Origin of the sequence: Peribacillus cavernae (assembly GCF_003989135.1) — a bacterium.
Lineage (GTDB): Bacteria > Bacillota > Bacilli > Bacillales > DSM-1321 > Peribacillus > Peribacillus cavernae.
Genome location: NZ_RYZZ01000007.1, coordinates 326,049 through 348,647, shown reverse-complemented (window position 1 = coordinate 348,647; position 22,599 = coordinate 326,049). Strand labels below are relative to the sequence as shown.

Here is a 22,599-nt window from a genome sequence, read left to right as displayed (position 1 = left end):
TCATTGTTTAATAGAAGCCTGGATGACAATTCTTCCATTCTCTAATTTTGGGGCAAGGTTAATAACACCTTTTTGGGCGGCGAATCTCAGCTCCGAATCAAATTGATGTCTGTCAAACATTCGCCCGACTAAAGAGGATTTCAAGATTTCTAGTGCGCCTTCTCTGTTTCCTTTGTAAAAGGAAAGGGCTGCTAGAGCTGCATCCGTCATTTCAACCTCTTCCTCCTGTTCACTTACCAGACAATCAATAAAATGGCCTGCTCCATAGAAATCTTCTAAACTCATTTCTCCTGAATTACCGGAGCATATTACCATGACAGTCTCCTCATGCCAATCGTTTGTGATTTCTTTAGCGATGAACGGATTATTCAATAAAGAGGCAATATAAATTTCCTTTGCTCCTATCGATTTTCTTAAAGCAACTGTGCCGTTTGTCGTAGAGAGGACCAGAGCTTTGCCGTTCACTTTTTCGCCAAGGACAGCGGGACTCGGGTAGACAAAACCGGCTACCGGTTTGGCATCAAGTTCACCAGCGAGAATATAGGTGTTGATCCCATATTGTTTTTCATAAGTGAGTGCTTCCTCGCAGTTTAGAACAGGAATAACTTCAGTGGCGCCATCCTGTAAGGCAGAAACAATCGTCGTTGTTGCAAGCAGGACATCAAGCACGACGGCTACTTTTTCTCCCTCGGCCATTTTTTGTTCATTAATTTCTTCTTTTCTAGTGAGCAGATGAATTTTTTTCATTTTGCTTCCTTGACTGCAATGCTTCCGGCATGCAAAATCAAACTTTTTACAAACGTATTGAAATGCGAAAAACGCGGGTCATTGGTCTGCCCTTTTTTATAGCGATAATAGATCTGCTGAATGATGACAGCAAGCTTGAAATAGGCAAAAGTAAGATAAAAATCGATATTAGAAATATCTCTGCCGCTTTTGTTTGCATAGGCTTCAATAAATTGTTTTCTTGTCATGAATCCCTCCAGAACTGTGACAGAAGTTTTTCCAAGCCCTGATTTTAACTGGGCCGGATCACTATTCTCGGTCCAATATCCCATCGCTACCCCTAAATCGGCTAATGGGTCTCCTACTGTCGTCATTTCCCAGTCAAACAGGCCGACCATGTCGGTTATCTCTTCATTAATCATTGCGTTGTTCAGTTTATAGTCATAATGAATGATCGTCGCTTCTCCGTTGGATGGGATATGCTTTGCCAGCCAATCAAGCAGTGGTTCCACTTCGGGAATATCGTCGGTTTTGGCACGGAGGTATCTGGAAATCCAGCCATGAACCTGCCGTTCCATAAAGCCGTCTGGTTTGCTGATCTCCGAAAGCCCCGTTTTCTGATACGGAATCGAGTGCAGCTCGACAAGCTTATCGACCATAATTTCCGACAGCCTGCGGCACTTTTCCGGCGTTGCCTGAAAGCCCTCCGGAAAAGACGTATCAAAGACAAGCCCATGTTTTCTTTCCATAATGAAAAATGGTGTTCCGACAATCGTCTTGTCTTCTGAGAACAAGATGGGCCTCGGTGCCGGCTCAAAGTAAGGATGGAGCTCAGAAATGACTAAGTGCTCTCTTTTCATATCATGGGCTTTAGGAGCGACAGGCCCCAGCGGCGGTCTTCTCAGGACTGCTTCCCAGCCTCCGATTTTCAATTGATAGGTTAAATTGGAATGGCCTGCGGAAAATTGTAAAATCTCAAGCGGAGCTTCCGGAAGGTCTTCAATCTTCCGGCGTAAAAAGCGTTCCAATATTGAAAGATCCAGTTCCTCCCCTTTCCGGACAAATATTGTATCTTCGCCGATTTTATACGACATGGTTTTGCCTCCTCGCCTAAGGAATTTTAGGTTCATTTAACTGTGCACCATGTAACTTTTTAATCCTTCATACAGCAAATCAGGAATTGGCTTACTCTTTTGTTCGACAAAGTCAAAAAAGACAATGATCGCATTTCCCTTTGCAATCAGCTGGCCTGTCTGGGAACAAACAATATCATGATTGATTTCAAAGCTTTTCGTACCAATTTTCGTTACAAACGTTTTAATCATTAAGATCTGGTTAAAGTACCCCTGGTTGACAAAGTCACATTTTGTCGAAGCTATGATGAAATTCCACTCGTTGGTGTCCATGCTGTATCCAAGCGCTTCAAAAAATTTAATCCGCGATTCTTCCAGGTAGATAAAATAACTCGTATTATTGATATGTCCGAGGGCATCTGTTTCACAGAAACGGACCGTTACTTCTGTTTCCAGGATCATCTTTTCCTCTCCCTTGACCTTTGCTGATTCGGGTCTCAATTCCTGACGCTTATCTTTTGATATTCATACCAGCCTTTTCCTGTTTTTCTGCCAAGATGGCCCTGCTTTACTTTTTCCTCAATGCAGGCAAATGGCTTATCTTCCGGATTACCCGTTTCATTGAAGCGCTGCTGCATGACGAAATAACCAACATCAATTCCTGATAGATCCATCAGTTCGAAGGGGCCGATCGGATGGCTCAGGGCTTTGCGGCAGATCTTATCGATATCCTTGAAATCGGCGATACCGTTTTCATATAAATAAACCGCTTCTCGTTGAATCGCTCCCAGGATACGGTTTGCAACAAAACCTGAAATTTCTTTTCGTAATAATACGGCTGTCCTGTTGATTGTTTCGCACACTTCCAGGACAATCTGGGCTGTTTCTTCAGAGGTCGCTTCACTCATTACTACCTCCACGCAATCCATTACTAGCGGCGGAAAGAAAAAGTGCATATTGACGACCTTTTCAGGACGGTTGGTGACGTCTGCAAGCAGGCTGCTGACGATAGTCGAACTGTTTGTTGCATAAATCGTATGGGAAGGGGCGAATTTTTCAAGCTCGGAAAATACCTCCCTTTTCACATCCAGTTTTTCGACGACTGCTTCGATGACAAGGTCGGCTTTCGATGCAGCCTCCTCCAGGTCAGCGGTGAATTGCAGGCGTCCGAACGCAGCAAGCTTGGCATCCTCGGTTAATTTCCCTTTTTGCACCCATTTGTCCAGAATCGCATGGAGCTTTTCCTCCGCCTGTTTCAATGCTGACTCCTGCATATCCTGCAGAATGGTTTCATATCCGCCCAGTGCAGATAGCATGGCAATCTGATGGCCCATTTGCCCTGCCCCAACCACAGAGATAGATTGGACTTTTTCGGTTGTCATAGATATTCCCCCTTCAATTCGTTGGTTCTGGACTGACTGGTTAGTATGTAATAAACATCAAGAAAGAACAAGGAAGGAAGATGAAAATCTGGCAAGCCATCTCCTGCATCTCCCGTCCCCTGTCAGTCTCTTTCGATTCCTTTTAAAAACATTTCCACGAAGATATCTGTTACTTCTTTTTCAGACATGCTGCCTTCGGGATTGAACCATTCGTAGCTCCAGTTCGCTATGCCAAGGATGCCGAACGTTACAATCTCTGCATTCAGGTCCTGCCGAAATTCCCCTTTTTTGATGCCCTCTTCAAGGATAGCCTGGATATTAAACCGGAATTGATCACGTTTTGGGATGATTTGAGATAATCTCTCTTCGCTCAAATTTTGCATCTCACGGAAAAACACCTTTGCACTGGCTCCCTGGCTCTTGATATTGCTTAACAGCATGAGTATGATGTCATACAATTTTTGTTTATAGCTTTTTGTTTCATCCCGGAAAATCTTTTCCTGATGTTTAAGCAGTTCATCAATATAACGAAAATGGATATCCATCAGCAATTCTTCTTTGCTGGAAAAATAATAATAAAAGGTTCCTTTTGTTACGCCAATGGAATCGACAATGTCCTGGATCGATGTCTCACTGAATCCTTTTTTTTCGAATAGCCGTACGCTATGCTCTGTAATTTTCGCTTTCACCCAAGTATCCTCACAATCTGTTGAAAAATGTCAGTGAAATTATAACATACCCAACGCCTTTTCTTATTATAAGGATTCTGCTTTTCTAAGATTACTTTGCAGCGGCTTCCTCTCTCAATGCACGGCGCAAAATTTTGCCAACGTTCGTTTTAGGAAGCTGTTCACGAAATTCTACTGTACCCGGGACTTTATAGGCGGCCAGATTCTTTCTGCAAAATTCAATGATTTCATCAGCAGTCACTGTTTTCCCTGCTTTTAAAACAATGATCGCTTTAACCGTCTCGCCGCGATATGCATCCGGAATCCCGATGACAACCGCTTCCTGTACGGACGGATGTTCATAAATCACTTCCTCGACATCACGCGGATAGATATTGTAGCCGCTTGCAATGATCATATCCTTCTTGCGGTCTACGATATAAAGATAGCCATCTTCGTCCATCCTCGCGATATCGCCTGTATAAAGCCAGCCGTCCTTTAAGGTAACAGCGGTTTCTTCCGGCATGTTCCAGTATCCCTTCATCACTTGCGGACCCTTGATGACCAACTCGCCAAGCTCGCCGAAGGGTACTTTCTCGGTTCCGGTAGCCAAATCAACTACTTTATAATCAGTCGAAGGAAATCCGATTCCCACGCTTCCAGCTTTTCTTTCAGCAAACGGGGGGTTACAATGGGTTGTCGGCGATGCTTCTGACAATCCATATCCCTCGAGAATCTGTGATCCTGTTTTACTTTCGAACTCGCGAAGCAGCTCAAGCGGCATTGGGGCGCTTCCGCTGTTACAGGAACGGATTGAATCAATCCCATAATCTTCAGCATGAGGGTGATTCGTGATCGCCACATACATGGTTGGCACACCAGGGAAAATGGTCGGCCGCTCATTTTTAATGGTATTTAGCACCTCTTCAATTTCAAAACGCGGAAGCATAATTGATTCGGAAGCGGTATAAATGGCATAGTTCATTGCCGATGTCATCCCGAAAACATGGAATAAAGGAATGATTGTCAAAAAGCGCTCTTTTCCAAACTCGACGTCATCTTTGAAGAATTCATAAGTCTGGACCACATTTGCAAGGATGTTTTTGTGTGTCAGCATCGCTCCCTTGGACCGCCCTGTCGTTCCCCCGGTATACTGCAGAACAGCAATATCATGTTCTGTTTCGATCTCTACAGGGATTACCTGTCCGTTTCCTGCTGTTAAAAATCCGTCAAATGTATAATCCGGTGCGAAATCCTGTCCAGATGGCTGCAGGCTTACGACGATAATATTCTTTAGATTAACAGACTGCTGAACCTGCTTCACTTTCGGGTATAATGCATCCAATACGATAATCGTCTCTGCACCTGAATCATTCAGAATATATTCAATTTCCCTTTCAACCGACATCGGATTTAGCTGTGTAACAATCGCACCAACAGTTAATACTCCATTATAAGCAATGACATACTGCGGGCAATTCGGCAGCATGATTGCCACCCGGTCTCCCTTTTGCAGACCGTTTTTCTGCAGCGAAGAAGCAAATAAGTTTACTGCATGTGACAGCTCTTGGTAGGTAATCTTTTTTCCAAAGAAGGTAATGGCGTTATGGGCAGGATAATTTTTAGCAGTATTTTGAAGGACTTGCGGAATGGTGCGGTCAGGGATTTCAATCTCTGCTGCAACCAAATCCTGATACACGGACAGCCACGGTTTTTTTCTCATAGGTAAACCTCCATATCAAATTGAAGAGCGCTTGAAATAGTAAACCTTTTGTAAATCATCGCTGTCTGCAACATTTCCTTTCATTCCTTTTTAGCGCTACATAGCGTGGCTTCCGCCATCGACAACCAATACATCACCGGTCACATAATTCGATGCCTCGGAAGCCAGGAACAGAGCAACTCCCTTTAAATCATCCTCTGATCCAAAACGTCTTAGCGGTGTTGAACCAAGGATCGGGTCTTTGCCTTTTTCGATGAGAACCTGTGACATTTTAGTCGGGAAAAAGCCAGGGGCAATTGCGTTAACATTAATATTGTGGGGCCCCCATTTAACTGCAAGGTCCTTTGTAAAAGTGATGACAGCGCCCTTGCTCGTATTATAGCCAATTGTGTTCATGACCCGAGGGTCCGTGCCGCCAAGCCCGGCTACGGAAGCGATGTTAATAATTTTTCCGCCTCCTTGTTCAATCATGACCTTCCCGGCTGCCTGGCTCATCATGAACGTCCCGGTGACATTTACATTGATAACCTTCTGCCATGCTTCAAGCGGCATTTCTTCAACCGGGGCTCCCCAGGTTGCACCGCTGTTGTTGACGAGAATGTCAATTGAGTCAAATTCCCTTTTCGTTTCATCGATTACTGCCTGAACCTCTTCAGGATTGGAAATATCACATTTTAACGCAAGCGCTTTGACACCTAGTTGACGGACACGTTCTGCGACTTCCTCACATGCCTCTTTTTTGCGTGAGCATAATACGACATTGGCGCCCGCTTCGGCAAATCCGATCGCAATCTGTTCACCGAGCCCTCTGCCGCCCCCGGTAATAATTGCAGTCTTTCCTGTTAAATCAAATAGTTCCATAACCTTCATTATCCCCACAGCCCTTCTTATTCTCTATCGCGCTTATTGATATTTTCGCAGCTCCAATTTGGCAACCTGAGCCTTGTGGACTTCATCAGGGCCGTCAGCAAGCCTTAATGTACGGGCATTGGCCCATTGAGCCGCTAAAGGAGTATCATTGGAGACACCTGCACCGCCAAATGCCTGAATGGCACGATCCAAAACACGAAGCGCCATTGAAGGGGCGACAACCTTAATCATCGCAATCTCCGCTTTGGCTTCCTTATTGCCGACTGTATCCATCATATAGGCCGCCTTTAAAGTCAGTAAACGGGCCTGTTCAATCTCAATCCTTGAATCCGCGATCCATTCCTGGATGACGCCCTGTTTTGACAGCGGCTTGCCAAAGGCAGTCCTTTCCTGAACACGCTTACATAATTCATCAAGCGCCCGTTCAGCTGCACCGATCAAGCGCATACAGTGATGGATTCTTCCCGGCCCAAGACGTCCCTGGGCAATGGCAAATCCTTTTCCTTCCCCCCAGATGATATTTTCTGCAGGTACTCTGACATTTTCATATGTAATTTCAGCGTGTCCATGCGGCGCGTGGTCGTACCCAAAGACAGAAAGCATTCGTTCAATGGTTACTCCTGGGCTGTCCAACGGAACCAAAATCATCGATTGCTGTTCATGACGATTTGCATTCTGGTCATTTTTCCCCATGACGATCGCAATTTTGCAGCGTGGATCTCCTGCTCCGGAAGACCACCATTTGCGGCCGTTTATCACATATTCGTTGCCATCCCTTTCGATTCGCGCTTCAATATTGGTTGCGTCCGAAGAAGCGACATCCGGCTCTGTCATCGAAAAACAGGAGCGAATTTCCCCGTCTAACAGCGGCTTTAACCATTTTTCCTTTTGTTTTTCCGTTCCGTAGCGTACCAATACCTCCATATTCCCGGTATCAGGAGCGCTGCAATTGAATACCTCAGGTCCGATTAAAGACCGGCCCATGGTTTCGCAAAGCGGCGCATACTCTACATTTGTCAGTCCCGCTCCAAGATCACTTTCAGGCAGGAATAAATTCCATAGACCTTCGGCTTTCGCTTTTGCAGTCAACTCACCCATGATCGGCGGAATCGCACCCCATCTATCGCTTTGTTCATTAAGCTGTTTTTCATAGACTTTTTCATTTGGGTACACATGGTCTTCCATAAATTGATTTACTTTTTTCTGAAGTTCATTTACCTTATCGGAATAAGAAAAATCCAATATTATCCCTCCTCTTATTTCTTTGGACTAACCGGTTAGTATGTTCTTACTATTCAGTATACGATTTTCTGAAAAATATTCAACTATTAAACTCAAAATTAGAAAAATTGGTCACCCCTTGTAAAAAGAACGCCTGCAACCCCGCTCCGTCCATCTTGTGAAAAAGGATAGCTCAAACTTCACCAAATTTAGGGTTGGCTTTAAAAAAAGCCACCCTTTGCTTACCCAATGATAATTCTTTCCTTTGGATAATGATAATTATCGGTTTTCTCCCTTCTTCCGATTATGAAAAGGAAAGAAACGATTCCGACACGGCCTATGAACATCAGGGTCATGTCAATAATTTTGCCGACGGTGCTTAAGTCCGGAGTGATCCCAAACGACATCCCTACCGTACCGAAAGCCGAACAAACCTCAAATATGATTTGTGTCAATGGAAAATCTTCAGTTATCGTCATGATAAATATGGAAACGATACAGAGAATGACCCCCATAAGCATGACTGCAGTGGCTTTATATATATCTTCATCGCATATCTCCCGTTCAAATACCTTGATTGAACGGCTCCCTTTTGCAAAATTCCATAAAAACAGAATCATAATCGCAAATGTCGTTGTCCTTATACCTCCTCCTGTCGAGCTTGGGGAGGCGCCAATGAACATCATAAAGCTCATCAGCAATTGCGTTGGCTCGGAAAAGTCGCTGACATTCATGGTTGTAAGTCCTGCACTTCTTGTATTGGATGACATGAATAAAGAATAAAAAAAGGATTCATGCCACGGTTTCCCTTTTAAAAACTCATTCATTTCCAACAGATAAATAAACAAGGCTCCTCCAATAATGAAGCCGAAAAAAGTAACTGAGGTAATTTTTGAAAAAAGGGAAAAACGGAATTTATAAACCCTGGCCCGGTTTGAAAGAAACTCTTTCATTTCAATCAACACTGGAAAGCCAATCGCTCCGAGAATTAAGAGCAGGATTGTGATGAATTGGATGAAATAGTCATCTTTATAAGGAATCATCGATTGTCCGGTTATATCAAAGCCGGCATTAGTTGTCGCACTGACAGAAAGGAAAAGTCCATGTAAAAATGCCTGATTCCAGTCGGAAAAATAGTTGAGGAAATAAAGACCAAGCACAATGGCACCGATTAATTCAATGATGACGATAATTTTTATCAACTGAATCATCAGTTTTACCAAACCGGAAAGCTGCGTCTGATTTTGATCAGCCATTATCAGCTGCCGTTCTTTTAACCCAATCCTTTTCCCCATGATTATCCATAGAAAGGTTCCCAGGGTCATGACGCCAATTCCGCCAAACTGCAGTACGAACATAAAGATAAAAATGCCGGGTGTACTAAAGGTATCAACTACATTTATTACAGTTAAACCGGTTACGCTCACGGCACTCACTGCTGTGAACAAAGCATCAATGAATGTCCATCGAATGCCTGGCTTAGTCGCTATGGGCAGGCTAAGCAGCAGTGTCGAAACACTGACGGCAAGAAAATAATAACCGATAATGATTTGGACGGGACTCAGCCTATTCATTGATTTTTTAAATGATGTCCACATATAAATATTCCTTTCATATCGTTGAAGTTGTTGGTATGTATAGGAACATTAACGTACCATAGAGAAGCCTTTCATAAAGATTCCGGTTAACTAAGTCTAACCTTCCTGTCTATTATACACATTCTACTACATCTCCTAAAGTATTTTAAAACTTGAGAAAAAAAGCCGAATTTATCTTTTAGTATTTGATAATCCTTGTATATTGAAAGCCTTTTCTTGCTTGTAATTGCAGGGTGTTTTCCCATAATTACTTTTAGTAAAAGAGTCCTTGCTGTCCCATAATACTATTACAGCGGCAAAAGCCACTGTAAATATTAAAAACAAGGGGAGAATGTAAATGGCTAACAACAGCAGCAGTAACCAACTTTTAGTGCCTGGCATCGAACAGGCTTTAGACCAAATCAAGTATGAAATCGCTCAGGAGTTCGGCGTTCAGCTTGGTTCTGAAACAACTTCCCGCGCAAATGGATCAGTTGGCGGTGAGATCACAAAACGTCTTGTGGCACAAGCTCAATCACAATTACAAGGCAAATAAGGTTCTACAACATCTGAATAGTGATATGGTATGGATCGAATTATTAAAAAAGCATCTTATGCTTGATATTCTGAACTGAAAAGTTCCATTGAAAAAGGCTGTCATCCAGGGTAAATGATGACAGCCTTTTTAATCCTTCTTTTGATGCTGATTTATTTTATTCTTTTCACCATGCTTTTGCTTTGGGGATTGCGTTTTATCGGGTTTTCCTTTTGAAAAATTTGTTTTGTTTTTAGGAACTGCCGGTTTTTTAGGTCTATGCAGTTTATTTTCCTTTATAGCGTCTTTTTGGTCATAGGATTGTTCTTGTCTTTTTTCGTTGAAGGAGTTTTTTTCATGATGCTTCGGCTCATTCTTTTTGACTGAAGGAGGCATTGGTCGTATAATCGGCTTCGTTTTGTCAATCTTAGGTTTTTCATTTTTTTGAGGATTGATTCGCTCTCGGCTGATCTTTTTCTCTGGAATGATGTTGCTGCTTTTGGATTCCTGTCTCTGTTTTTGCGGTTCGACTTTTGCTACCGATTTTTTTTGCCGCTCTTCTATGGAAGCACTGTTCTGTTTGGGAGGTTCCTCCAGCTTTTGTTGTTTATCCTTTTCGGGCTTTTTGAAAATTTTGTTCTTATCCGTTTTTTGTTCCTTTTTTTCTAAGTACTTGCCGGTAGAAATACCCTCCTCTTTGGCATTATCCCTATCCACTTGCGTACCATTGACGATTTTCATCCTGGCTTCAGGAACAAGCGCCGCTGTTTTTGATATTTCCTGCCTAATGGATTTATCCAATTTGGCGCTTTTATCCACTACTGTTGTAGATACGACGATTTCTTTATGCTCTTTAAAATAGCCAAGTTTTTTTATTGTTTTAACAATCTTGTCTGTGACTGTTTTGATATTTTTTTCGTCCCAGTCAGAAAGCTGGCTAATGACATTTTTACCTTCCTGGTTTAAGCCTTCGAGTTCGATAACCTCTAATTGGTCATTCACACCTAACTCAATGCTCGGGTTAACGTCTATGGTCAAATAGGCAGAGCATTTATCCGCAAACATGGCAGGAATCATAGAAAGGATTAGGATGATAACCGCTGCTGCACTTATGAAGGTTGTTTTTTTAACTGAAATATGAAAGAAAGAAAAAGCACCGTGTCTTTTTACCTGTTTATAGGATACCTCCGCGCCAATTTCATAGGGATGTTCCTTCCGGGGTGCCTTTAAAAATTCTCCTTCAGGGGTCAAGAGGGTAACAAATTTGTTATCCATCTCTAATATAATGCCTTTCTTCACTCTTCAAACACCCCTTTGATATATTCGTGTAAATATAAAAAATCACCATTCAAAATAAGCGCAACAGCTATGATATATTTTCGATTTCTTTCAAGCGTTTTTCTGCTGACAGTGACTTTCTTTTCAAGCTGCTTAATCGGCAGGCGTTTTTTCGTCATCAATATTTCATTTAATACCGGATCGCTGACCAGCATTTTCGCGGTGGAAATCGCACCCCTTCTTGCATCGGAGTGCTTCGGGGAATTCTCAACCAGATCGGAGAAAGAGACAGCAAATTCTGCTAAGCGAGTTTGGTAAATTTGAATTTCATCTCTGCGCTTTTCCGCTTCTTTTTGCTTTTCATATTCTTGCATTGATTTTTCTGCTTCAAGATAGGACTGCGTATGATCATCATCCGTATTTTCTGAAGTCAGATCCAGGATGATATCCTTGCGTCTTGTCTGGCTTCTTAAATAATCTATGACCCGGCGTTTTACCAGGGTTTCCGCAAATGCCAGCAGCGAACTTCCTTTACATGGTGAATATTTATCAATTGACTCATTAAAAGCAATAAGACCTATACTGAATTCATCGTCTGATTCATTGATATAACGTCTGCACACAGACGAAACTGTTTTTGCGATAAATGGTTTAAATGAATGGATCAATTCATCACGCAAATATACATCGCCGTCCTGTATTTTTAAAACTGTCTCTTCTAATGAACTTTTTTTCTTGGACGACGTAAATAATAAACTTAGCAAATGCTCACCCCATTTCTACGCCACATTATAACATAGTCGTAACATTTTAATTCTTAGGGGCAAGCAAGGGAAAGAACAGTACCAAATGAACTATTTTAGCTTCTGAATCTTTTTTTGTTGCTAAATGTTTAGTTAATTTTGAAGCAGCCATAATAATGTATACGTTTCAGCGAAAACATTTTCGGGGGTCAGGCATTTATGTTTTTAACAACTTTTTTTATCTTCAGGTAATCTGGACGATAAAAGCCCGCAAATGCAGGACTATGTCCATGACATGCGGGCTCATGTTTGCTATAAACTTGATTTCTGACGGGAAGCTATTACGCTTCTTGCGTTTCCGTGTCTTTTTTACTCGAAAATAAAAATCCTCCTGCTGTGATCCCGATCAACACTATCCAGAAGACCAGCTTCCATCCTGTTGATTCAGGGAAGTGACGATCAAGCACTCCAATTGAAGGATGTGCGAGCGTGAAAACAGCAAGCTTTACGCCAACCCAACCGACAATAAAGAAGGCCGCCGTTTCCAGTGACGGGCGTTTATGAAGCAGCTTCACAAACGCATTGGCCGCGAAACGCATAATAATTAAGCCAATCATGCCGCCGAGAAACATAATCATAAACTGACCGCCGTCAATCCCTCCGACCTTAAACCAGCCTGATTCCGGCAGCGTCACCGCAAGAGCGACAGCAGCAAGCATGGAATCGACTGCAAAAGCGATGTCAGCAAGCTCGACTTTCAAAACAGTCGTCCAAAAACCACCAGCATTTTCTTTCGGCTCATGTACCTTTTCTTTGCCGGCAAATCGCTTATAAATGTGCTGGAATGAAATAAATAGAAGGTAAATGGCCCCTATTGCCTGCACCTGCCAGACATTGACAAGGAAAGAAATAAGGAACAGGCTTGCAAATCTAAATACAAATGCCCCCAGAAGTCCGTAAAATAGCGCTTTTTTCTGTTGTTCTTTCGGCAAATGCTTAACCATGACGGCCATGACCACGGCATTGTCAGCGGCCAGAATTCCTTCAAGCCCGACAAGGACCAGTAACACCCAGCCATATTCCAATAATAATGATGCATCCATGCTAATCAACCTCCAAATGTTTATTTTCCTTCACACCTATAAACAGCATCAGGCAAAATAAAAAGACCTCTGCCGTTTATAGGCAAAGGTCTGGCTGAACATGAATTCATGTCAACAAAGCCGATGGACTTTCCGTCCATGGAATGACGACTTTGTTTTAGGGCGAACCCTAACGCTACTCCCCTTTGTTTAAAGGAAATCATATTATCATACTAACAGTATACTAAGAAAACTAAACTTTAACAACCATTTTTTTCAGATTACTATATTAAAGCCGTTCGTTTTCATTTTTCGATGATATTTTCAATAGTTTCAGATAAAGCCGTCCGAATTTGGCCCAGTTCGTTTTCCCGGAAAAGTATTCTTTAAATAAAGCTAAAAAAAGTTCATACTTTCCTTTATAGGGGTACCATTGAATTTCTGACTTTTTCTTTCCAGCGTCCTTCATGATCGCCTTTTCATGGCAAAATATCCGGAGGCCATCTACGCCATGATATCTGCCGATTCCGCTTTGCTTGACACCGCCAAATGGCATGTTGTGATTTGCTACTGATACAAGTACGTCATTAATGATTACGGCACCGGTCACTAATCGGCCGGAAACCCGATCAGCCTTTGCGGCGTCACTTGTCCAAACGCTCGAATTCAGGCCATATTCGCTGTCATTGGCAAGCGTGATCGCCTCTTCCTCATTATCGAAGGGCATGACAGGCAAAACGGGGCCAAACGTTTCTTCAGACATGACTTTCATTGTATGATTTACATTTGATAATATCGTAGGGGGAAGGAAGAGCTTGTTTCCGATATTCCAGCCATTTGGGTCCATTCCTGATTCTAATACCGCTCCTTTCGCAAGAGCATCCTGTAGATGTTCCCGGACGATATCCACCTGTGCTGGGAAAGTCATCGAACCAACATCATCTGAGAGTGTTGTCCCCTGCTTAAGTGCGCTTGCTTTTTCTTTCAGCAGCGTAAGGAACTCAGCATAAATGGGCCGCTCCACATACACTCTTTCGACACTCATGCACACCTGGCCGCTATTTGTCAATCCACCCCACAGTGCTGCGTTCACCGCCCGTTCTAAATTGGCGTCCTTGAAGACAATCATCGGATCCTTGCCGCCGAGCTCCAGTGTGCAGGGAATTAGTTTTTTCGCGGCTGCTTCCCCAATTACTTTTCCTGTCTTTACCGAACCGGTAAAAAAAAGATAATCCGGGTTTTGTTCAGAAAGCGCTGCCCCTACTTCCTTCCCGCCGTGGGCAAATTGAATAACCCCTTGCGGAAAACCGGCTTCCAAAAACAGTTCCTCCATACACTTGCCAACAAGAGGAGTTATTTCAGATGGTTTTGCAATCACCGTGTTTCCTGCGGCGACGGCACTGAAAATGGGAACCATCGCCAGCAGCAGCGGATAATTCCATGGTGAGATCACCAGCACCGTGCCACGCGGCATGTAATCTATATACGACTTTTTCCCGATAAACAGAAGCGGCGTGGAGACCTTCCTCCGGGACAGAGATCTCCGGGCATGTTTTTCGATATGGCGGATTCCATCAATGGTTGGCATGATGTCTGCAACAATTGCCTCGGTTTTCACCTTGCCAGTGTCCTGTGAAATCACTTCCGCAATTTCATCCATTTTTTCGACCATCAGGAGCCGCAGTTTTTTAAGGTAAACGAGCCGATCAGAGATGGATAATTGTGACCATAATTGAAAAGCCTGTTTCGAACGATCATAGATAAATCCGATTTGCACAAGCGGTGTTTCGGCCATTTCCCCAATTTCTTTGCCAGTGGCCGGCGAGTACACCTTCCATTTTGTATTTAAATCAATCATATGAATACCTCCTCTCCTCTCTGATCAGTCAAGGATAGGTTTTTTGCCTGCCCCTTCCTTATATAATGCCAAATATGCGGTCGCCTGTATAATATAATCGATGGGAACGAGATTGATTACACAACCTGTTTCCCTGCCGATTTTCGGAAAAATCGGCAAGAAGTTCAGCCGATCCAGAAAATTCAAAGTGAAACGTACATTTTATAAGAGGGCATTGAAGATAGTCAAATAAAGGCGGGAAAATTCTGAAAAAAAGGTCCATTTTCACAATGAAACAAGAAAGAATAATATTTTATTACATTAAGAAGGTTTTTCCGTTACTATAGAAGAAAGCACTTTGAAAGCATGTTTTGAACAAGAGGTGAATGCACAATTGAAACGAATACTCAGAGCTTATGATTATCCCATCTTCATCGCTGTTGTGCTGCTCTCCCTATTTGGATTAGTTATGGTATATAGTTCAAGTATGATTACTGCAGTAGCCCGTTACGATAGATCAATGGATTACTTTTTTCAAAACCAAAAAAATGCCTTGATTCTTTCGTTTATCTTCATGTTTATTATCATGATTCTACCTTACAAACTATATAAGAATAAATTATTTCTAATGATCATGATGGGCGCTATTGCCCTCCTGCTTCTGTTCGTTTCCATCTTCGGACATACAGCTAATAATGCGACGAGCTGGCTGCGGCTTGGTGCACGGAGCTTACAGCCTGCTGAATTCTCCAAACTGGCGATTATTATCTATCTGTCGGCGATATACGGGAAAAGGCAGGACCGGATCAACAATATCGATAAGGCAGTCATTCCGCCAATTGTCTTTCTGGCAGGCATCTGTTTTTTAATCATCCTTCAGCCTGACTACGGAAGCGCCGCGATTGTCCTGTTAATATCAAGCACGATCATCCTATGTTCCGGAATGAATCTAAAAAGCATGGGAAAATTGCTGATGATATTTTTATTAGTCGCCGGAATCATTTCCCTGGCTGTCGTGATAACCGGAAATGCTTCAGAAATTTTTTCAGAGGAAAGGGTATCGAGGTTCACTGGTCTTTCCGATCCTTTTGAGAAAGGTGACGACGGCTTTCAGCTGGTAAATTCCTTGCTTGCGATCGGATCTGGGGGAATAACAGGGGTTGGGCTGGGTGACAGCGTCCAAAAATATGGATATCTTCCCGAATCACATACTGATTTTATCATGGCGATAATTGCCGAAGAGCTTGGCATCTTTGGTGTATTATTTGTTCTGCTGACGCTTGGCTTTATCGTATTAAGAGGTTTTATTTTATCAGCGAAATGCAAGGACCCCTTTGGAAGTCTGCTGCTGATTGGCATATCCTCCATGATTGGGATCCAAGTAGGCATCAATGTCGGCGGTGTAACCGGACTGATTCCGATCACTGGAATCACCCTGCCGTTCATAAGCTATGGAGGTTCATCATTGCTGCTGCTAATGATTTCCATCGGCATCATGGAAAATGTCATTATGCGGATGAATTTATTGGAGCAAAAAGAAATGGAGCAACCACAGGCTGCTGTACAAAACAAAAGCATCTAAGAAAAGCAGGCGGAGTACCGCCTGCTTTTTGTCTATATTAATCCACTTATAGCAAGAAATTTATTTTGCCTTAAGTGATAATCTCATCCACAATTCCGTATTCCTTCGCTTCTTCCATTCTCATGAAATAACCACGGTCCGTATGATCAGTGGTTTCTCATAAATCTCAATAAATCGCCATAAATTATTTCATCTGATAGATCGAGCTCATTCCGTACCGTTTCCTGATACGGCTCACAGGCCTCAGGAGCAATTTCCTTCCCTGTGTTTTTATCATAACAGCTTTCATCCTGATAGATGACCCGGTCTCCGACAAAACTTCCATCCCGGAAAATAACAGGATGTTCGCTTTTCCTTGTAAACAAATCGTGGCCAAATGACATAAAGCCCCTCGTTTCAATTCCAAGTAAGTGAAGCAACGTTTCGCGAATATCGATTTCGCCGCCCAGATTTTCGATTGTTTTACCAGAATGTCCCGGAACATGGATGACAACCGGAATCTGCCGGTATTTCGTGTGATTGACCTGGTTTGGTTGGTCACCGAGCATTTCACTCAAAGCCGCTTCATATTTTTCAGAAATACCGTAATGGTCTCCATAAAGGACAAACACTGTATCTTGATACATTCCTTTTGCTTTCAATCTGCTAAAAAACGTTTTGATCGCTTCATCCTGATAACGGACAGTGGTTACATAGCGGTTAACGACCTCTTGATCAGTATTGGCAGTGGAAATCATCTGGTCTTCTTCATTCAATAAAAACGGAAAATGGTTAGTCAGGGTAATCAGCTTGGCATAATACGGCTCAGGAAGACCTTCCAGTCGGTTGATGGACTGTTCAAAAAATGGAATGTCTTTGATGCCGTAATTCACCGAATTATCATCTGTGACACGATAATCAGCTTTCGCGAAAAAACGGTCATAACCAAGTGTTGCGTACATTTGTTTCCTGTTCCAAAACGATGGATCGTTCCCGTGAAAGGAAGCGGCGTAATAATTTCTATTTTTCTTCAGGATTTTAGGCAAGCTGTTAAATGTATTTTCGGGTCTGCGTACAAAAACGGAACCACCTGAAAGCGGGTAAAGTCCGGTATCGATCATGAATTCGGAGTCGGATGTTTTTCCCTGTGCTGTTTGGTCGTAAATCTGATTGAAGTAATAACTTTCGTTAATCAGCTTATTTAAAAATGGCGTGATTTCTTTCCCATTCACCTTTTGGCCAATTACAAAGTCCTGTGTTGATTCCATGCTGATTAGCACAAGGTTTTTTCCCTTTGCAATCCCAAATAAATCGGATGTATCATTCTCTTTATCGGACAAATATTCTTTGATGGAAGCTGTATCCGATTTGTCCGCAAAGGCGCGGTCAATCGGAGAACGGAATCCAAGGGCGATATCATACAGATGGTAATTGTACGGACCAATTGCTTTGACCATCTGGCCGCGATTATAAGAGGCAGAAAATACATGTGATGAGGAGATAAGCCCTAGCCCCGCCGTAAATAAAAGCATAGCCGCTCCTGCAACGATCCATTGCTTCTTTCTTTTAGCCGGGATGGCCAACCTGCCACTGTCCCATTTCCTTGCCAGCATCCCTGCGGCGATTATATCAACGAACAGGAGCAGATCCCATCCCTTCATTAACTCAAAGGTACTCGGGCCTATGCCGCCCACATTCTTAAATTGAAAAAGAATCGATACTGTTACAAAATCAATATAAAAGCGATAATATAGCAAATCAGCGTAAAGCATCCCGGTCACCACCGTCATAATGATAACCAAGATAGTGCGGTTCAGCCTGAAGCCAAAGAAAAAGCTGCACCCCAGCAGCAAGATCAGTGATCCGATCGGGTTAAATAGGATCAGCAAAACATCGAGAATATTCTGAACTGGCAAATCAAAACCGATGAAAGAAACAACCACTGTTTTCAGCCACAATGCAAGCAGGCAAAACAAAAAGAACAAACCAGGGTCTTTGTTGATTGTTTTCTTTTTTTTCATAGTGCCGCCTGCCAGTCTTTTATCATCAAGTCAGCCTCCTGCTTTATCATAGCGGCCAGATATGGCAGCGATTCCGGGTCCTGGACACCCATAAATGCTGCCTGGATCCAGTTCCTTTGCAGTAAATAATCACTTTCATAGCTTAACAAAATATTTTTCTCTTTCAGCCGGTCACCAAGCTCTCTGGATGAAAGGTCCGATGGCAGGCAAATCGTAATTACGCCTGGTGAATAGGTATCATCCCCGAATACTTCCAACTCCTGCTCTTTGAAGTACCTCCTTATTCTTCCAGCAGAAGGAAGATCAATCGTATGGTTCCAGTTAAGAGCCTCATTGAGCGCGCTGGCTAGATTGGAAGAATGGGTGAAAGGCACACCGTCGCTGCTATGATATAAACCGAGATCTATATATCGCGGCAATGTTTCATCAGGCTCAATCGTATCCCGATGAAATAAAATCGCTAATCCGGGATACGATTTCAATCCTTTTCCACTTACTGCAGCAGCAAGATAAACGTCCTGTAAATCAACAGGGACCACTCCGACGGAACTGCATGCGTCAAGACATAGCTCTACACGATACTCCTTGCAAACATCCTGAATCGCTGGTAAATCGTATAAAAAACCTGTCGATGTTTCGCAGTGGACTGTCCATATCCATCTAATGTCACGATGATTCCGCAGATAGCTTTCGATTTCCTCAACCTGGATAGGTTCATTCCAAGCTTTTTCAAGCGTATCGAAATCAAGCTTGAACCGCCGGGCATGATTGATGAGCCGATAACCGAACTCGCCATTGGCAAGTATTAGCCCTTTACCAGGCAGCCTGGTAAGTTGTGCGGCAATGAATTCATTGGCAAGCGTACCTGTACCGACAACCACCTGCGCAAAATTAGCATTCACATATAACCGAAGCTTATAGCGTACCTCCTTCATTTCGTTCAGAAATAGTTGTGAACGATGGGAAATGGGTGGCATGGCAAAGGCTTTTTCAACTTCTTTATGCACAGGCACTGGTCCGGGAAGAAAATTCAGCAGCTTTCCGGAAGGGACTTTTCGATTCATCATCCTCCTGAAAGCTTTAGTGGAACTTTCAAATTGCTCTTTTGTCAAAAACATCGGTTGAAACCTTGCGTCTCCATTTTCAATTAGGCTTGCGAATGGCTGGAAACCGATTCTTTTGTATAACCTTAATTGCCGTTCAACACCGGAAATAATCGCCATATTATATTTCCGTTCAAGGCAGTGGGAAACCAAAAGATCGACCATTTTATAAAAAACATAGCTTTTTCGGAATTCCTCCTTCACTGATAAAAGCCGGATTTCGCAAGGGCAGGCCCCTTCAGGCAGATAATCATCGAGATTGGCTATTTTATCATCGAGAGAGAACGGGCGGTTGGCGCGTACTGATATCATGCCAACCACTTCTTCCTTCTTTTTGACAATGATATACGTATTTTCATGGTCAAAACGGTCCACCAGCCGTAAATGTTCGTTTCGGCTGTGCTGCGGGATTTCCTCGACAAAGGTCTGATAATTCAATTTGTATATCTGTTCAAACTCATCACGTTCAGATGCTATTTTATAGATGAGATGTAATGAATCCATCCGTATCGCTCCTTTACGTATTCGAAGTAGATGAGGGGCGCAAGCTTAGTGTATGGGCAAGAATGACGGCAAGAAACAAGAAGAGCAATCCGATCGAATAAACCAGGGACGCAGTAAAAAACCAGGAAGAGATCGGAATGGTAGCTAAAGAGACAAGCCCCGGCAATGTAAAACGGCGGAACAATAGATAACCGATTGCGAGGACAATCCCTGTTACCAATATCGCTTCCGGCACCAAAAACAGGGTAGCAGACAGAAACACGACCACCCCTTTCCCACCTTGAAAACGAAGCTGAAAAGGAAATAAATGACCGAGCAAAACCGCCACTGCGCTTATAATCAAGGCCAACTCGCCGCCATCAGCAATAAAGCTTACAGTTAAGAGGGCGAGAATCGTCTTGCCAATATCGATGACTAATGTGAATGCAAACCCTCTTTTACCAAGCTGTCTGCCAGCATTTCGCGCCCCGGCATTTCCGCTTCCCAAAAGGCGTATATCTTTTCCTGCCAAATACCTGGTTACATAATAAGCACCGTTCACGCATCCCAATACATAAGAATAAACAATCAAAAATAAATAAAGGATACCATTTACCTACTTTCCAGGATAACGCAGATGGTTATCAATGAAATGAATTCCCTCTTTGCCATTATATAACGGGGTGTTTTGTCGTGGAAAGCAAAATTCTTTCATCCTCAGATATAACACGAAAAGTTAGTAAAAGAAGGGTTCAGGATTAGAAGAAAAAAGAGGCTGTCTCAAAAGGTCGTTGACCGGTTCATAGGAGTGCTGGAAAACAACGAAATGTAAAAAAAACAGTATGAGCGTACAAAAAGAGAGCGTTGACTAAATATATGTAATTGATTTAAGAAAAACCGGATAAAAAAACTTAACTGATCCATAAAACAACTGTAAACTACCCGTTCCCTATATTCTATCGGGGACAGGTAGTTTTTAGTTTCTTCTTTTTATCTCAAATCCATTGGATTGTATAATTTTACATCCGGATTTTTATCATTGAACCAGCGCAGTGCAAATTCATTTTCAAAAAGAAAAGCGTATTTATCGTAACGGTCTTTGACAAGGATACTTCTTGAACTATGCAGGTTTTCATCTACCTTTTCGTCCTCAACCCAGCGTGTGATCTTGCTTCCGATCCGTTCCATGATGACATCGACGTTATATTCATTCTTCATGCGGTGTTCAAATACTTCGAATTGAAGCTGTCCGACGGCGCCAAGAAAATATTCTTCCATTTTGACTGTCTTAAACAGCTGAATAGCTCCTTCCTGGACAAGCTGATGGATACCCTTATGGAAATGCTTCTGCTTCATGACGTTTTTAGCGCTAACCCGGACAAACAACTCCGGAGTGAATTGCGGCAAACGTTCAAATTGATACATATCTTTGCTAGTCGTTATTGTATCGCCGATTTGATAATTACCTGTATCGTAAAGGCCGATGATATCACCGCTCACCGCTTCGTTTACCGTGTTACGGTCATCAGCAAGGAACCCTGTGGATGACGAAAGGTTGATCGGTTTTCCCGTCCTGCTAAGGAAAACGCTCATCCCTCTTTCAAATTTGCCTGAACAAATCCGTAAGAAAGCGATACGGTCCCGGTGTTTCGGGTTCATATTCGCCTGGATCTTAAAAATAAATCCGGAAAAGTCCTTGCTGATTGGATCCACTTCACCGCTTGAAGCCTCGCGCGGCTGCGGGGTCGGCGCAAATTTCAAATAGGCGTCAAGGAATGTCTGTACCCCAAACGTAGTTAGTGCGCTTCCAAAAAATACGGGGGTTAATTCCCCTTTGGCGATTCTTTCCTCGGAGAATTGGTTGCCAGCCTCCGAGAGCAGCATGATCTCTTCAAGTGTTTGTTCGTAGAGAGGAGAATCCTTCAACTCATGGTCTGTTGCAAGTTCTCCCTCTTCATCAAGCGAAAGGAAACGATCCTTTCCTTCAGTCTTGAATTGCTCAATGCGGTTGTTGAAACGGTCGTAAATCCCGACAAAATCCTTCCCCATCCCAATCGGCCAATTCATTGGGTAGGATTCAATCCCAAGGACCTCTTCCAATTCTGCAAGCAGTTCAAGCGGTGCTTTACCCTGACGGTCCATTTTATTAATGAAAGTAAAAATCGGAATGCCTCTCATCCGGCAAACCTTAAATAATTTAATTGTCTGATCCTCAATCCCCTTAGCAGAGTCGACGATCATAACAGCGCTGTCAACAGCCATCAGCGTACGATATGTGTCTTCACTGAAGTCCTGGTGGCCTGGCGTATCAAGAATATTCACCCGAAAACCGCTGTAGTCAAATTGCATGACAGAGGACGTTACCGAAATGCCGCGTTGCTTTTCGATTTCCATCCAGTCACTTGTCGCATATTTTCCTGTCTTTCTTGCCTTAACCGTACCGGCATCCCGGATCGCTCCCCCAAATAACAGCAGTTTCTCAGTCAGTGTTGTCTTCCCGGCATCCGGGTGGGAGATAATCGCAAAGGTCTTTCTCGATTGGACCTCATCACGTAAAGTAATAGTCATTAATAATACCTTCCTTTATTCAAAATCGTTTCAGCAAATCTATATTGTGCCTTTCAAGGCATTTGGAATTTTTCACATTGGATTTCTGCCTTTCCTCTTCAATTGGCGGCGATTTCCATATATATGAGGCAAGCCGCGTTAATTTCGC

Annotated in this window: 19 protein-coding genes, 1 pseudogene and 1 riboswitch; of the genes and pseudogenes, 2 read left to right on the top strand and 18 right to left on the bottom strand. The window is 42.9% G+C overall.

The annotated features are described in order from the left end of the window. The 9 genes from ELQ35_RS07795 to ELQ35_RS07755 form a co-directional block, all read right to left on the bottom strand. A complete protein-coding gene (locus tag ELQ35_RS07795) occupies positions 1-747 on the bottom strand; it encodes a 2-phosphosulfolactate phosphatase (protein ID WP_126864255.1) in 747 nt (248 codons plus the stop codon). Next, positions 744-1,820 (bottom strand): phosphotransferase family protein, encoded by a 1,077-nt coding sequence (locus tag ELQ35_RS07790; RefSeq protein ID WP_126864254.1) that lies wholly within the window; start codon positions 1,818-1,820, stop codon positions 744-746. The genes ELQ35_RS07795 and ELQ35_RS07790 overlap by 4 nt, the downstream gene beginning before the upstream one ends. Positions 1,821-1,856: 36 nt before the next feature. Next, complete coding sequence (locus ELQ35_RS07785) at positions 1,857-2,261, bottom strand: acyl-CoA thioesterase (RefSeq protein WP_370873368.1); 405 nt, start codon at positions 2,259-2,261, stop codon at positions 1,857-1,859. A gap of 35 nt (positions 2,262-2,296) precedes the next feature. Next, complete coding sequence (locus tag ELQ35_RS07780) at positions 2,297-3,181, bottom strand: 3-hydroxyacyl-CoA dehydrogenase family protein (protein ID WP_126864253.1); 885 nt, start codon at positions 3,179-3,181, stop codon at positions 2,297-2,299. 122 nt (positions 3,182-3,303) lie between these two features. Continuing rightward, entirely contained in the window at positions 3,304-3,870 is a 567-nt protein-coding gene (locus ELQ35_RS07775) for a TetR/AcrR family transcriptional regulator (RefSeq protein WP_126864252.1), read from the bottom strand. A gap of 91 nt (positions 3,871-3,961) precedes the next feature. Further along, on the bottom strand, positions 3,962-5,572 hold the full coding sequence (locus ELQ35_RS07770; RefSeq protein WP_126864251.1) for a long-chain-fatty-acid--CoA ligase: 1,611 nt from the start codon (positions 5,570-5,572) through the stop codon (positions 3,962-3,964). Between the two features lie 96 nt (positions 5,573-5,668). Next, entirely contained in the window at positions 5,669-6,442 is a 774-nt protein-coding gene (locus tag ELQ35_RS07765) for an SDR family oxidoreductase (protein ID WP_126864250.1), read from the bottom strand. 33 nt (positions 6,443-6,475) lie between these two features. Continuing rightward, a complete protein-coding gene (locus ELQ35_RS07760) occupies positions 6,476-7,684 on the bottom strand; it encodes an acyl-CoA dehydrogenase (RefSeq protein ID WP_126864249.1) in 1,209 nt (402 codons plus the stop codon). 221 nt (positions 7,685-7,905) lie between these two features. Next, positions 7,906-9,261, bottom strand: a complete 1,356-nt coding sequence (locus tag ELQ35_RS07755) for a TrkH family potassium uptake protein (protein WP_126864248.1) — start codon at positions 9,259-9,261, stop codon at positions 7,906-7,908. Between the two features lie 337 nt (positions 9,262-9,598). Here ELQ35_RS07755 and ELQ35_RS07750 point away from each other — a divergent pair, with 337 nt between their 5' ends. After that, on the top strand, positions 9,599-9,796 hold the full coding sequence (locus ELQ35_RS07750) for an alpha/beta-type small acid-soluble spore protein (RefSeq protein ID WP_126864247.1): 198 nt from the start codon (positions 9,599-9,601) through the stop codon (positions 9,794-9,796). A gap of 129 nt (positions 9,797-9,925) precedes the next feature. Here the strand turns inward: ELQ35_RS07750 and ELQ35_RS07745 are convergent, their stop codons facing one another. The 4 genes from ELQ35_RS07745 to ELQ35_RS07730 form a co-directional block, all read right to left on the bottom strand. Then, positions 9,926-11,074, bottom strand: coding sequence for an anti-sigma factor domain-containing protein (locus ELQ35_RS07745; protein WP_126864246.1), 1,149 nt, complete (start codon positions 11,072-11,074; stop codon positions 9,926-9,928). Next, entirely contained in the window at positions 11,071-11,817 is a 747-nt protein-coding gene (gene sigI, locus ELQ35_RS07740) for an RNA polymerase sigma factor SigI (protein ID WP_126864245.1), read from the bottom strand. The genes ELQ35_RS07745 and sigI overlap by 4 nt, the downstream gene beginning before the upstream one ends. A 320-nt stretch (positions 11,818-12,137) precedes the next feature. Further along, on the bottom strand, positions 12,138-12,899 hold the full coding sequence (locus ELQ35_RS07735; RefSeq protein ID WP_126864244.1) for a TerC family protein: 762 nt from the start codon (positions 12,897-12,899) through the stop codon (positions 12,138-12,140). A gap of 96 nt (positions 12,900-12,995) precedes the next feature. Continuing rightward, positions 12,996-13,095: riboswitch (yybP-ykoY riboswitch) on the bottom strand. A 72-nt stretch (positions 13,096-13,167) separates the two neighbouring features. Beyond that, the gene (locus ELQ35_RS07730) at positions 13,168-14,736 is read right to left on the bottom strand and encodes an aldehyde dehydrogenase family protein (protein ID WP_126864243.1); all 1,569 of its coding nucleotides are present in this window, start codon (positions 14,734-14,736) and stop codon (positions 13,168-13,170) included. A gap of 373 nt (positions 14,737-15,109) precedes the next feature. Between ELQ35_RS07730 and ELQ35_RS07725 the strand changes: the two genes are divergently transcribed. Then, the gene (locus ELQ35_RS07725) at positions 15,110-16,297 is read left to right on the top strand and encodes an FtsW/RodA/SpoVE family cell cycle protein (RefSeq protein ID WP_246026015.1); all 1,188 of its coding nucleotides are present in this window, start codon (positions 15,110-15,112) and stop codon (positions 16,295-16,297) included. Positions 16,298-16,367: 70 nt separating this feature from the next. Here the strand turns inward: ELQ35_RS07725 and ELQ35_RS23720 are convergent. The 5 genes and pseudogenes from ELQ35_RS23720 to ELQ35_RS07700 form a co-directional block, all read right to left on the bottom strand. Next, positions 16,368-16,436: pseudogene (locus ELQ35_RS23720) on the bottom strand (ATP-dependent Clp protease proteolytic subunit); the annotation flags it as partial. Between the two features lie 7 nt (positions 16,437-16,443). Beyond that, positions 16,444-18,297 (bottom strand): LTA synthase family protein, encoded by a 1,854-nt coding sequence (locus ELQ35_RS07715; protein WP_126864242.1) that lies wholly within the window; start codon positions 18,295-18,297, stop codon positions 16,444-16,446. Continuing rightward, positions 18,294-19,904: an aminotransferase class V-fold PLP-dependent enzyme gene (locus ELQ35_RS07710; protein ID WP_126864241.1), complete on the bottom strand. Its 1,611-nt coding sequence runs from the start codon at positions 19,902-19,904 to the stop codon at positions 18,294-18,296. The genes ELQ35_RS07715 and ELQ35_RS07710 overlap by 4 nt, the downstream gene beginning before the upstream one ends. 13 nt (positions 19,905-19,917) lie before the next feature. Beyond that, positions 19,918-20,454, bottom strand: a complete 537-nt coding sequence (locus ELQ35_RS07705; protein WP_281278115.1) for a glycerol-3-phosphate acyltransferase — start codon at positions 20,452-20,454, stop codon at positions 19,918-19,920. Positions 20,455-20,873: 419 nt separating this feature from the next. Further along, positions 20,874-22,451, bottom strand: a complete 1,578-nt coding sequence (locus tag ELQ35_RS07700; protein ID WP_126864239.1) for a peptide chain release factor 3 — start codon at positions 22,449-22,451, stop codon at positions 20,874-20,876. Positions 22,452-22,599 lie beyond the last annotated feature (148 nt).

Excerpts from the sequence above, each read along its gene's own strand:
- ELQ35_RS07770 (WP_126864251.1), bottom strand. The coding sequence starts at position 5,572 with ATGAGAAAAAAACCGTGGCTGTCCGTGTATCAGGATTTGGTTGCAGCA.
- ELQ35_RS07765 (WP_126864250.1), bottom strand. The coding sequence starts at position 6,442 with ATGAAGGTTATGGAACTATTTGATTTAACAGGAAAGACTGCAATTATT.
- ELQ35_RS07730 (WP_126864243.1), bottom strand. The coding sequence starts at position 14,736 with ATGATTGATTTAAATACAAAATGGAAGGTGTACTCGCCGGCCACTGGC.
- ELQ35_RS07700 (WP_126864239.1), bottom strand. The coding sequence starts at position 22,451 with ATGACTATTACTTTACGTGATGAGGTCCAATCGAGAAAGACCTTTGCG.
- ELQ35_RS07785 (WP_370873368.1), bottom strand. The coding sequence starts at position 2,261 with ATGATCCTGGAAACAGAAGTAACGGTCCGTTTCTGTGAAACAGATGCC.
- ELQ35_RS07715 (WP_126864242.1), bottom strand. The coding sequence starts at position 18,297 with ATGAAAAAAAAGAAAACAATCAACAAAGACCCTGGTTTGTTCTTTTTG.
- ELQ35_RS07795 (WP_126864255.1), bottom strand. The coding sequence starts at position 747 with ATGAAAAAAATTCATCTGCTCACTAGAAAAGAAGAAATTAATGAACAA.
- ELQ35_RS07735 (WP_126864244.1), bottom strand. The coding sequence starts at position 12,899 with ATGGATGCATCATTATTATTGGAATATGGCTGGGTGTTACTGGTCCTT.
- ELQ35_RS07790 (WP_126864254.1), bottom strand. The coding sequence starts at position 1,820 with ATGTCGTATAAAATCGGCGAAGATACAATATTTGTCCGGAAAGGGGAG.
- ELQ35_RS07780 (WP_126864253.1), bottom strand. The coding sequence starts at position 3,181 with ATGACAACCGAAAAAGTCCAATCTATCTCTGTGGTTGGGGCAGGGCAA.
- ELQ35_RS07755 (WP_126864248.1), bottom strand. The coding sequence starts at position 9,261 with ATGTGGACATCATTTAAAAAATCAATGAATAGGCTGAGTCCCGTCCAA.
- ELQ35_RS07750 (WP_126864247.1), top strand. The coding sequence starts at position 9,599 with ATGGCTAACAACAGCAGCAGTAACCAACTTTTAGTGCCTGGCATCGAA.
- ELQ35_RS07710 (WP_126864241.1), bottom strand. The coding sequence starts at position 19,904 with ATGGATTCATTACATCTCATCTATAAAATAGCATCTGAACGTGATGAG.